The organism is Larkinella knui (assembly GCF_003858645.1).
Taxonomy (GTDB): domain Bacteria; phylum Bacteroidota; class Bacteroidia; order Cytophagales; family Spirosomataceae; genus Larkinella; species Larkinella knui.
Window position 1 is genome coordinate 339320 of record NZ_RQJP01000001.1, and the last position, 12343, is coordinate 351662.

Genomic DNA, 12343 nt, shown 5'->3' on the forward strand with positions numbered 1-12343 from the left:
CTTTCACCGGCCTTAAAACGTCGCCGAGAGTTGCACCTGGTACGTTCTGGGAATAGGCACATTCCCGAAGTCGAGACCGCGAACCAGGTCGGAGGTGCCGCCCGCGTTGGTTTCGGGGTCAAAACCGGTGTAGTTATCCCACGAATGCAGGTTCCGGCCCACCAGCGAAATGCTGAAATTGCTCATGTTTTTGACCAGATTCGGCAGCTTGTAACTCAACGCCAGCTCGCGGAGTTTGACAAACGAGCCATCTTCAATCCGCCAGGCTTCGGTGTTGTAGATCGAATAAATATACCCGCGCGGCAATTCGCCTTTCAACTCCTTCTCGGCGTATTCACCAATTCCGACGCCCTGACGGGTCCGTTTATCCGAATTGTATACGTCGAAACCCTGAACGGCATCGAGCAAAAACCGCAGCGACAACTTTTTATACGACAGACTGCTCGAAAACGACCCCGTCCATTTCGGATTCGGATTGCCGATGACCGCACTGACCGGCGTGCCTTTCGGCTGTCCATCCGGGCCGGTATGATCGACCACGTAATCGACCGATCCCGGGGTTTGGGTTCCGCGTTCAACCTGCGTGAATCCCTGGGGCGTCAGCAGCATCGAACCGTCGGGGTTGGTTGCGTAAGTCGTTCCGTAAAAAACACCGGCGGGTTGCCCTTTCAACAGGTAAATCGACCCGGCTGCGGTTGAAATGTTGATCACCGGGCTACCGAGTTCGAGTACTTTGTTGCGGTTTCGGTTGTAAATGAACGTCACATCCCAGGACCAGTCTTTGGTTTTGATCGGTGTCACATCGAGCGAGAGTTCAACGCCCCGGTTTTCCATCTGGCCCACGTTGTTCACAATCGTGGTGCCGCCGTAGGAGGGAGCCAACACCCGGTTTACCACCAGATCGGTGATTTTCTGGTAATAGGCGGTGGCCGTTACGTTAAGCCGGTTGTTGAAAAACGACAAATCCGCACCGCCTTCGACTTCGGACATGCGCTCGGGACGCACGCGGGGATTGGCGAGAATACCGCCCGGAATGATGGTGTTTTTTCCGATGAAAGGCGTCGGGTTGAATTGCCAGAACCGGCTGTAGGTGCCCAATCCCGACAAATTACCCGATTCGCCGTAGGAGGCCCGGAGCTTCAAACCGTTCCAGACATTATTGAAAGAAATGTTTTTCCAGAAATTCAGATCCGATACCACCAACGAACCGCTGAATTTGGGGTAAATCTGGTTGGTTTCGGTGGGCGAAAATTTCGAAGAACGGTCGCGCCGGACGGCCGCCGTTAAAAACGCCAGGTTTTTGAAGCCCAGCGTTACCTGCCCAAAATAACCGCTCAAATTATACCGGTCGAGGTTGTAAGTCGCCCCAACGGTTGTACTGGCGGCCCCGCTGACGGTTTCGATAAACGGCGCCAGATTCTGGCCACTCGCCACCGTAATGTCTGACTGGTTGTATTGGTAGTTGAAACCGGCGATGGCGTTCAGCTTGAAACTTTCATTGAACTGACGCTCATACGACACGTTGAAATCGGAATTCAGCAGCAGCACCTGGTTGTTGGCCGTAGCGGCAAAACCGTTCGGATACCGTTCCAGCGGCAAATTGGCCGTGGCCTGATAGGGGTAGGGCCGGATGTAATTCTGCCCGACCTGCGAATACGAATCGACGCCCAGAATCCAGTCGACGCTCAATCCTTTCAAAGGGGTCAGGTTCAACTGAACGTCGCCGATGGTGCGGTTGGTGCTCTGGGTCGAACGCATATCTTCGATTGTCGACAGCGGGTTGACGCGCGACGGCTCAACGGCCAGCAAATTCCCGGCGGCATCGCGTTTAGTAATGTCCCAGATGTTGTTGGTAATGTTGACCGAGTTGATCGGGCTGTAAAACACGTTGCCGTTGGCTTTCTCATTCGAGAAACTATTGCTGTAGCTCAAACCGGCGGTCATTTTAGCCCAGTTGGTCAGCCGCTGATCGAGCCGCGCGCGCAGGTTGTAGCGTTGAAAGTCGGTGTTTTTGAGAATGCCCTGGTTGTATAAATACCCGAAGGAAACGTAGTATTGGGTGTTTTCCCGACCTCCCGAAACCGAAATTGAGTTGTCGGTCCCGATGCCCTGGCGGAATAGCTGGTCAAAATAATCATAGCGGGTTACATCGACCAGATTTGTAGCAAGGTTGGCAGGAACACCATCCCGGATAATGGGCGTGGTCGTTACGCCGGGATTGGCCGCGAGCTGGGCGGCTGTCGGTACGCCGATGGTGTGCAGGCGTAAATCGGCAAAACCGAATTGCTTGGGATACGTGGTGATGTATACTTTTTTTCGCAGCTCGTTGGTGCTGAAACTGGTGGTAAACGAAATTCGGGGCGCGCCCGTCTTCCCGCGTTTCGTCGTGATCAGCACCACACCGTTGGCCGCCCTTGAACCGTATTGGGCCGCAGCAGCCGCGCCGTTTAGCACGTTGACCGTTTCGATGTCGGCCGGATTGATATCCGCCAACCGGTTTTGACTGGGATTGGACTGACCAATCTGGCCGCCAGCTGCCAGCTGCGACACGTTGGTACTGGCATTGCTGACGATGACACCATCGACCACATAAAGCGGATCGGAGGGGCCGGTCAGGGATTTGACCCCCCGCAACCGGACGGACATACCGCCCGCCGGATCGCCGGAGTTCTGGGTGATTTGCGCCCCCGGCACTTTGCCCTGCAAGCTATTAAGGAGCCCTCCCGTACCGGTTTGGGATAGACTTTCGGCCCGGATGGTGCTGATGGCGTTGCCCAGTTCGCGCCGGGAGGTCTGGGTGGTCGAACCGGTAGCCACTACTTCGTCCAGATTCATGACGTCTTCTTTCAGCGACGCATTGGTCGTAAGGGTGGGCTGGCTACCCAGCGAAATGGATTGCCGGACCGGCGCATAACCGATGAAACTGAAATTAAGGGAATAAGTACCCGCGGGCAGGGAAACGCCGAACGTATAATTTCCATTTTCATCCGAAGCCGAACCCAGCGTGGTTCCGACTATGACCACGGTGACGCCGGGTAAAGCCTGGCCGTTGGCATCCGTGACGCGGCCGGTTAGCGTGTAACGTTGATTTTGTGCAAAAGCAATGTCTGATAAACACAGCATTGCCAGAAGAAGCCCGATACAATGATACCGGATCGTATAGATCTTTGTCATACAGGTGGGAAGATGAAGGTTAGATTTGGACATAATTTCATCATTCTCCCCAACTTTAACAAAGCAGACCGGTACTATCTTGGAATTTAAAAACAAGTACTTTTCATTATTATATCGACCCGGTTGAATCGGTTGCGGGTTACATATTGCGCCGGTATTGGCCGCCCACCTCGTACAAAGCCCGGGATAACTGGCCCAGGGAACAAACTTTGGTAGCTTCCATCAGGGCTTCGAAGACGTTGCCGTTCGACAAAGCCGTCGTTTGCACCCGTTTCAAAACCGCACCGGCGGCTTCCCGATTTCGTTCCTGAAACGCCTTGCGCGACTCGATGGCGTAGCGTTTTTCTTCATCGGTTGAGCGGATTATTTCCTGCGGAACGATCGTGGGCGAACCGTTCGGGTCCAGAAACGTGTTGACGCCCACGATCGGCAGTTGGCCGCTGTGTTTCTGCATTTCATACACCATCGACTCGTCCTGAATTTTACTGCGCTGGTACATCCGCTCCATGGCTCCCAGAACGCCACCCCGCTCGTTGAGGCTCCGAAATTCATTCAAAACCGCCTGCTCGACCAGATCGGTCAGTTCTTCGATGATGAAAGCGCCCTGCAACGGATTTTCGTTTTTGGTAAGCCCGAATTCTTTGTTGATGATCAACTGAATGGCCATGGCCCGGCGGACACTTTCCTCCGTCGGCGTCGTAATGGCTTCGTCGTAGGCGTTGGTGTGCAGCGAATTGCAGTTGTCCGACAGGGCGGTTAGTGCCTGAAGCGTGGTGCGAATGTCGTTGAACGCGATTTCCTGCGCGTGTAAACTTCGGCCCGATGTCTGGATATGGTATTTCAGCTTTTGCGAACGGTCGTTGCCTTTGTATTTATATTTCATGGCTTTCGCCCAGATCCGACGTGCCACCCGGCCCAGTACCGAATATTCCGGGTCCATGCCGTTGGAGAAAAAGAACGACAGATTCGGCGCAAAATCGTCGATTTTCATGCCGCGTGCGAGGTAATATTCAACGAATGTAAACCCGTTGGACAGCGTAAAAGCCAGTTGCGAAATCGGATTGGCCCCCGCTTCGGCAATGTGATACCCCGAAATGGAAACGGAATAGAAGTTTCGCACCTGCTGATCGGTGAAATACTGCTGAATATCGCCCATCATCCGCAGGGCAAATTCCGTCGAAAAGATGCAGGTATTCTGCGCCTGATCTTCCTTTAAAATATCCGCCTGAACCGTTCCGCGCACTTGCCGAAGCGTATCGGCTTTGATTTTTTCATACACCTCCTTCGGTACTACCTGATCGCCGGTTGTGCCAAGCAGCAGCAGGCCCAATCCGTTGTTGCTGTCCGGTAATTCGCCCTGATAAGCCGCTAAACCGTCTTTCGTTAAATCTGGCAGAGGCTCTCCTTTTTGCTTTACATACAATTCGCACTGCTGATCGATGGCGGCATTCAGGAAAAAGCCGAGCAGCATGGGTGCCGGTCCGTTGATGGTCATCGAAACTGACGTGGCCGGATCGCAGAGGTTAAAACCGCTGTAGAGTTTTTTGGCATCATCCAGCGTGCAGATGTTGACGCCGGAATTGCCAATTTTTCCGTAAATATCCGGCCGGTAATCCGGATCTTCGCCATACAGCGTGACCGAATCAAACGCCGTGGAAAGCCGTTTGGCCGACATACCTTTCGAGACGTAATGAAACCGGCGGTTGGTGCGTTCCGGCCCGCCTTCTCCCGCAAACATTCGGGCCGGATCTTCGCCCTCGCGCTTCAGCGGAAACACACCGGCGGCATAGGGAAACTCGCCGGGCACATTTTCGGTCAGCAGCCAGCGCAGAATATCACCCCAGTCTTCGTAGGTGGGCAAACTGATTTTCGGTATCCGCAACCCGGACAACGACGTCGAAAATAGGCTTTGGTGAATGGTTTTGTCACGAACCTGGTACTGGTAGGTGTCGGCCCGGTATTTTAGCTTCAGTTCCGGCCAGGCTTTCAAAAGTTGCCGACAATCGTGGTGAAGCCGGTTTTCGAAATCCGCAAATAGATCTTTGAGCGCCACCTCGACCGAATCGGCGGTATTGGACGCGTTAGACAAGGTTTCCAAAACCCCATTTAACTGATACATTTTCCGTGCAATCGCCACCTGCTCGTTGACAAACGTGTCATACTGGCCACTGGTTTCGACAATTTCGGCCAGATAGCGAACGCGCTCGGGCGGAATGATGGAGGCAGGCGGAGTGGCGGAAGAATTGATAATCGCGTTCTCTCCAAAATGAACACCGGTTTTTTGCTCAACAAGCTGCATCAATTTCGTGAACAAGGCATTCATTCCACCGTCGTTGAACTGCGATGCGATAGTTCCAAAAATGGGCAGATTTTCATCCGCGGTTTCCCAGATGGCGGCATGGGCCGACCCGTGGTTCCGGCGGTATTGTTTCCGAACATCGCGCAACGCATCGAGCGAACCCCTTTTATCAAATTTGTTAATGGCGATAACATCCGCAAAGTCGAGCATATCGATTTTTTCCAGCTGCGTTGCCGCGCCGTATTCGGCCGTCATGACGTATAGACTAACATCCGAATGCTCGGTAATTTCCGTATCCGACTGCCCAATGCCGGACGTTTCGATGATAATCAGGTCGAACTGGGCCAATTTACAAATCTCAATGGCATCCCGAACGTGTTTGCTCAGGGCCAGATTTGCCTGGCGGGTGGCCAGCGAACGCATATAAACCCGGCCCGCAGCCAGGTCGGGGTGGATGGCATTCATCCGGATGCGGTCGCCCAGCAAGGCCCCGCCGGTTTTGCGCTTCGACGGATCGACGGAAATAATGGCAACGGTTTTGTCGGGAATAGTGACCAGAAACCGGCGCACCAGTTCATCGACCAACGACGATTTGCCCGCGCCACCCGTGCCGGTAATGCCGAGAACGGGAACGGTTTTCGAAACCGGTAAAGTCCTCAAGACCTTACCGGTTTGCTCATAAGAATCCGGTTCATTTTCGGCCACAGAAATTAGCTGCCCGATCAGTTTGGCATCCTTGGTCCGGGCCAGATTGGTAAGCTGACCGTTTAATTCCTTCAGGTGACTGGCCGCTCCCGTTGCGTAATCGCATTTTTCCAGCAGATCATTGATCATTCCCTGCAAACCCATCGTTCGCCCGTCGTCCGGGGAATAAATCCGGGTCACGCCATAGCCGTGTAGCTCGTCAATTTCCGAGGGCAAAATGGTGCCTCCGCCCCCGCCAAATACCTTGATATGAGCCGCTTTCCGTTCCCGAAGTAAATCGATTATGTATTTGAAAAACTCCAGGTGCCCGCCCTGATACGAGGTGATGGCAATGCCCTGCACATCTTCCTGAATGGCGCAATCGACAATCTCGGCGACCGAACGGTTGTGGCCCAGATGAATCACTTCGGCACCGGATGCCTGCATAATCCGGCGCATAATGTTGATGGCCGCATCGTGACCGTCGAACAGCGAAGCCGCCGTGACGATGCGAACGTGATTTTGGGGCTGATACGGTTTTGGCGATTGTTGAGATACCATGATCAAATTGCAAATTGTTGTGTAAAAGTAGGCAGAATGGCGGAAAACCCGTATTATTGATTGTAATTACCAAGTTTAAAACCGGCATGTCGCCAGCGCAAAAGTTCTACCGTTCGATTGGTGTTCGCCATCATGAAGTTCGAACGGTCTGGTTATTTTTCTTACATAATTTCTTTCTCGGCATTGGGACGATTCTGGTTTATGTGTCGGCCAACGTCATTCTGCTTGAAAATCATCCCGAAACCAGTCTGCCCATCGCTTACATAGGCTCGGCGATTGCCATGATGGTGGTCGGAAAATTGTATGCCCATTACGAACACCTGCTGGCGCTCCGGTCCCTGGCCGTCCGGGTTTTGTGGGCGGTCATTGTTTTGACCTTTGTAATTGATGTTCTGGTTCTTGCGGGTCATTCCGTCTGGTCGTCCATCGCCATTATGGTCGGTTTTCGGATCATTTATCTGCTGACGAATCTGGAGTTCTGGGGCGTGTCGGCGGTGGTTTTCGATGTGCGGCAGAGCAAGCGGCTTTTTAGTGTGATCAGTTCGGGCGATATGCCCGCCAAAGCGCTAGGGGCCATTCTGGCGGCTTTGGTTCACGCCCATACGGACATGTTTTTTCTGCTGCTGATTGCCTTTGGCTCTTTTCTGGCGGCCATTTACATACTCCGCTTAACCTATCGATCCCACGATGTGCACACGTCACACGGTTCGGCGCGCGTTCGGCAGCCGCAGCAGTCCCGCATCGTGGAGCATTTGTTCGGCAACAGCAGCCTGATTACCTGGATGTGTCTGAGTCTGGTGGCGGTGGCGACCGTGGCGGCAAGTGTGGAGTATGCGTTTTTTATCAACGTAAAATATAAAATTCACTCGACAACCTCGCTGCTCCAATATTTGAGTAAGGTGCTGGCTTTGACCTATTTAGTGGCCATGGTCGTGAAAATTGTCGTATCGCGACAGGCGCTTGACCGGCTTGGCGTCCGACGTTCGTTGCAATTGCTGCCCTTAACCGCTTTAGTTGGCGTGGCGGTTTTTGCGGTGGTGTGGTTTTCAAATGTCGGCGAATCAACCTGGCTGCTCTACTATTGTGCGCTTTACCTGACGTTTGAAGTAATGCGCCGGTCGTTGTTCGATCCGGTTTTTCTGGTGCTTTTCCAGCCGCTGAATACCCACCAGCGGTTACAGGGGCACACGCTCGTCAAAGGGTTTTATGAACCGCTCGGAATGGCCCTGGCTGGGGTACTGATTTATGCTTTTCACGCTTATCCCGAACTGAACGAGTGGGTATTGTTTGTCTGGATGGGACTCGCAACGCTGGTTGCTTTCGGGTTTCTTCGGCGAACGTACCAGCAGTATTTGAACGAACTGAAATCGGCCCTGAGTCGGCGGTTTCTGGAAACGAATGAACTGGTCGTACCCGAGGAAGTTCTGAAGATCGTGGTAAAGAACCTGCAAAGTTCCCGGGTCGAAGAGGTGATCAACGCCATTGACTGGCTAAAAACGCATCATCCGGAAAAACTGGCCGAAGCGTCCACCAACTTGCTGCAACACACTGATTATCAGGTTCGCCGGTTTGCGCTCGAAATATTTATCGAATTAAAAACGCCCGTAGACGCAGCTACACTCTACAAGTTAGCCCTCCACGATCCCGAACCGCGCATTCGTGAAGCAGCCAGCCGGTTGTATGGGAGTCAGCCCAAAGCCGATGTCAAATCCGTAACCGATTTGCTCCACCATCCGGATTTGACGATTCGAAAAGGTGCCATTTTGGGAAGTTTGAAAAACCGCCGGTTTGCGGCCCAGGCAACGGAAAGTTTCGTTGCCTTGAGTACATCGAGCGACCCGGGCAACCGGATGGCGGTTTTGGATAGTATTCGGTTACTAAAACTCAATCAGCATGCGGACCTGGTCAGTGAGTCCCTGAAAAGCAACGATTCGGCCGTTGTACAGGAAGCCATCCAGACGGCTGGTGTTATGAGTCATCCGGGATTGACCCGCCACCTCGTCAGTCTGCTGTCCGATAAAGTATACTGGCGCTCCTCCGCCCGGACGCTAAGTGACATGCAGGAAGCGGCTTTGCCGTATCTGGAAAGAGCGATTGAGTTATCGCAGAATGTCGTGCTATTGCGCCGGGTTGCGGCTATTTGTGCCAAAATTAAGGTTCCTGAAAGTTATCATTTGTTAACATCGCTCGTCGGCAAGCCCGATTTGTCGGTTCGGATGGCGGCCCTGAAGGCTTTGAGCCATTTTGAAATGGTCCCGGCCGAATCGGCGGTGTTTCATCGGGTTGTGCAGGAAGAACTGAAACTGGCCCAGCGACTGCTCCACGGAAGTCTTCACAAAAATGACAAAGAACTGCTGGCCTGTCTGGATTATGAAATGGATCTGCTGCTCCAACGGCTGTTCTTCCTGCTCATGCAACTCTACGACCGCGACGTGATTGCCAGCGTTCGAACCGGGATCGACCATGCATCGCGGGAACGCCGGGCGAATGCGCTGGAAATGCTCGACAACCTGATTCCCCGGGTCGTCTACCAGTGTCTGCAAGCCTTGGTCGATGATATTCCGGTGGCCGAAAAAGTCCGTTTGGTGGATGCGCAACTGGATGTCTTTCACGCACAGGAACCGCTGTTAACGTACATTCTGCACCACGGCGAAACCCTGTTTTCAACCTGGACCATCAGCGTTGCGTTGCGTCGGTGGATTCCCCGTTCGCTGGCGAATACGCGATTGTTAAGTCAATATCTGCAACACGATGTTCAACTCCTGAGTGAAAGCGCCGGTGGTGCCCTGCAACTGGTTCAGACGCAGCATCCCGAATGGCACCAGCGGTTGCTGGCCGATCACCCCACGATTTCCGATCACCCTATGAAACCGTCAACCGAAGCCCATATTTCTGATTTTGAGCGGGTTATTGTTTTAAAAAATACGCGGCTGTTTGCGAATACACCCGAAAATATTCTGAGTACGATTGCGCCCATCATGAAAGAAGTGACCTTTCAGGAAGGACAAACTATTTTTAATAAGGGTGAAATCGGAAATTGCATGTTCGTTATTTACTCCGGCACCGTCGATATTTACGACCGTCAGCAGCGTCTGGCGCAATTCGAGCGGGGGGATGTGTTTGGCGAACTGGCGTTGCTCGATGCCGAACCCCGGTCTGCATCGGCCGTGGTGGCATCCGATGTATTGTTGTTCCGCATCGATCACGAAGATTTCTATGATCTGATGGAAGAGCGGGGTGAAGTTTTGCGGAATGTAATCCGGATTTTGTGTCAGCGCATCCGGTTTCAAAACGAGAAGATTCAGACGATGTCGGTTAAACCGAATACTGACTGACAATTTCTTTCAGGTGCGCCAGACGTTCCTGCTTGCTGGCTTGCCGTAAAACCGTAGCGGTTTGGGTCCAGTAATGATGACTTTCCAGGAAACTCACCTGAATCCGGTTCCAGGCGGGTTCATCGCAGACGAAATTGCGCTCTTTCAACTCTTCAAAAAGGGTGCTGGCAATGGGGCCGAAATCCGGTCGGCCTAAATAATCCAGATCGGCATCACACAGAATTTCTTCCAGCAGATTTGTTGGCGATTGCGGGATTTTGGTGGCCATAATCATTCCGCATATCCGCTCGATCTGCTCGGAGTTGTAGGTAAACTGCGGGAGGGTCTCGCGGGCATACCGACAGCCCTCAGCCTCATGACCCTGATAGGTGGAGATAAACCCGCAGTCGTGATACAAAGCGGCTGTTCGCAGCAGCAGCAATGCGTCAGGATCGGTTATGTTTTCCGCATGCGCCAGTTGTGAAGCCGCTTCGACAACATCCAGGGTATGATGAATACCGTGGTAATAGAGGGTTGGCGAAAGGTCGCGCTTCAATTTAGCAAGGATAAACTCCTCGGCTTTTGGTAAATTCATCGCAAAGGGAATAATTGACGCACTCCGTACGAGTTAACGGTCAAAGTAAAGGAAATCGGATAGAAACGAAAAACTTTGTTTAGTGATTTTTTAACACGGATCAATTATAGGGTAAATAAAAACACAAAGCCCGGCCAATCTGGCCGGGCTTGTTGAAATTGTAGTATAGCAAAGTTGATGTCGTTCAAAAAACGACGGTTTTAATTCTGTGGATTAAGCCGATCAATCAACATTTTATTGAACATTCGCTCCGTATTATGAAGCTCCTGGAGTTGCTGGGGAGAAATAACGCGTAAAAATTTGGCGTTGTATTCTTTCTCCAGATCAACCAGTTTCTGTTTCAATTCGACCGATTCGTTCAACTCACTAATCGCTTCATTACCACCGGGTTTGGTCGATTTGCGCAATTGCCGGGAAATGTCCCTCCGCCGGTCGCTGTATTCGTTGTAAATAGGCCAGAATTGGGGCGCCTGTTCCGTTGTCAGGTTCAAGCGGTTGGTAATCAGGCCAATTTTTGCACTTTCTATTTTTTGACGATCCTGGTTCTGGGCCATAGCCGGCAGCGTGAGCAGCAAACCAAAGAACAGTACCAGTAAGCGGGTGAGCGATTTCATATGAATTGTTAGAAATAAATAATCGGTCATAATCAGATGGTTGCGGTTCCGGCAGCGTCCTCTTCAATCATTTGTTGTATCGATTCCGGCGAAACGTGCAATTCATGAATCAATGTCGAATCACTGCCCATTTCATGGGTTTTGATCATATCGGAGTAATCCTCCAGATAAATATCCTGATCCTGCAGATAATCCAGAACCGATTCGGTACTCACTTTACTCAGCAATTCCGGTTCCAGCGAATCCTGCTTTTGGGGGTACGTAAACCATACCAGAGCCGCCACCAAACCCGCACCAGCCAGTGTCGACACCGATCGTTGCCACGACCAGCTGATCGTGAAACGGTGGGAGCGACGGGTTGTTTCAGCCTGAATCCGGGTCGGAAGTGTATCAAAATAGCCATCCGGCGTCGTAAACGGTACTTGCCGCAGCGAATTTTGCCGGTCTAAGTCGTCAAGTCGTATTATTTTTTTCGGTTCCATTGTCTTATAAGCACAACGGTTTGACAAGCAAGCCTGTATCGGGTTTAATTCGTATTCAGATAATCTTCAATTTTTTTCACGGCCAGGTGATACGACGCCTTCAGGGCTCCAACAGATGTTCCCGTAATTTCGGAAATTTCTTCATATTTCATATCATCGAAATACTTCATGTTGAACACAAGGCGTTGTTTATCAGGCAATTTTAATAGTGCTTTTTGTAATTTCATCTGAATTTCTTCGCCGGACGGGTCGTTTCCGGAGGTCACATAGTCCGAATTACTTTCCAGCTTTTCCATCAGCTCGCCCTCGACATCGCCGATGGGCAGAAAAAACCGCCGGCGTTTTTTATTCAAAAAATTCAGACACTCGTTCGTGGCAATCCGGTAAATCCAGGTATATAACTGCGAATCACCCCGGAAGTTCTCCAGCGAATTCCAGACTTTGATAAAGGTCTCCTGTACCAGATCATCCGCGTCATCGTGGTCGATGACCATCTTCCGGATATGCCAGTAAATTTTCTGCTGATACTGGCGCACCATCAGATTAAAGGCATAATTCCGGCTTTGCGGATCGCGGTATTTTTGCAGGAGTTCTTCGTCAGTCATTAATTAGTGGCTTGG

The 12343-nt window shown here is 51.8% G+C and carries 7 protein-coding genes; 1 reads left to right on the forward strand and 6 read right to left on the reverse strand.

Annotated features, from left to right (window positions below):
- Positions 1 to 12: 12 nt before the first annotated feature.
- Both EHT87_RS01370 and EHT87_RS01375 read right to left on the reverse strand, forming a co-directional pair.
- Positions 13 to 3174 carry a SusC/RagA family TonB-linked outer membrane protein gene (locus EHT87_RS01370; RefSeq protein ID WP_229320785.1) on the reverse strand — a complete coding sequence of 1054 codons (3162 nt, stop codon included), beginning with the start codon at positions 3172 to 3174 and terminating at the stop codon, positions 13 to 15.
- 139 nt (positions 3175 to 3313) lie between these two features.
- A complete protein-coding gene (locus EHT87_RS01375) occupies positions 3314 to 6718 on the reverse strand; it encodes a methylmalonyl-CoA mutase family protein (protein ID WP_124903097.1) in 3405 nt (1134 codons plus the stop codon).
- Positions 6719 to 6804: 86 nt separating this feature from the next.
- Here EHT87_RS01375 and EHT87_RS01380 point away from each other — a divergent pair, with 86 nt between their 5' ends.
- Complete coding sequence (locus EHT87_RS01380) at positions 6805 to 10053, forward strand: cyclic nucleotide-binding domain-containing protein (protein ID WP_124903099.1); 3249 nt, start codon at positions 6805 to 6807, stop codon at positions 10051 to 10053.
- Here EHT87_RS01380 and EHT87_RS01385 read toward each other — a convergent pair.
- The 4 genes from EHT87_RS01385 to EHT87_RS01400 form a co-directional block, all read right to left on the reverse strand.
- Positions 10034 to 10627, reverse strand: a complete 594-nt coding sequence (locus tag EHT87_RS01385) for an HD domain-containing protein (protein WP_124903101.1) — start codon at positions 10625 to 10627, stop codon at positions 10034 to 10036. The two genes, EHT87_RS01380 and EHT87_RS01385, sit on opposite strands and share 20 nt — an antisense overlap.
- Positions 10628 to 10827: 200 nt before the next feature.
- Positions 10828 to 11241 (reverse strand): hypothetical protein, encoded by a 414-nt coding sequence (locus tag EHT87_RS01390; RefSeq protein ID WP_124903103.1) that lies wholly within the window; start codon positions 11239 to 11241, stop codon positions 10828 to 10830.
- A 32-nt stretch (positions 11242 to 11273) separates the two neighbouring features.
- Positions 11274 to 11723: a hypothetical protein gene (locus tag EHT87_RS01395; RefSeq protein ID WP_124903105.1), complete on the reverse strand. Its 450-nt coding sequence runs from the start codon at positions 11721 to 11723 to the stop codon at positions 11274 to 11276.
- Positions 11724 to 11767: 44 nt separating this feature from the next.
- Complete coding sequence (locus EHT87_RS01400; protein ID WP_114405802.1) at positions 11768 to 12328, reverse strand: RNA polymerase sigma factor; 561 nt, start codon at positions 12326 to 12328, stop codon at positions 11768 to 11770.
- Positions 12329 to 12343: the final 15 nt, after the last annotated feature.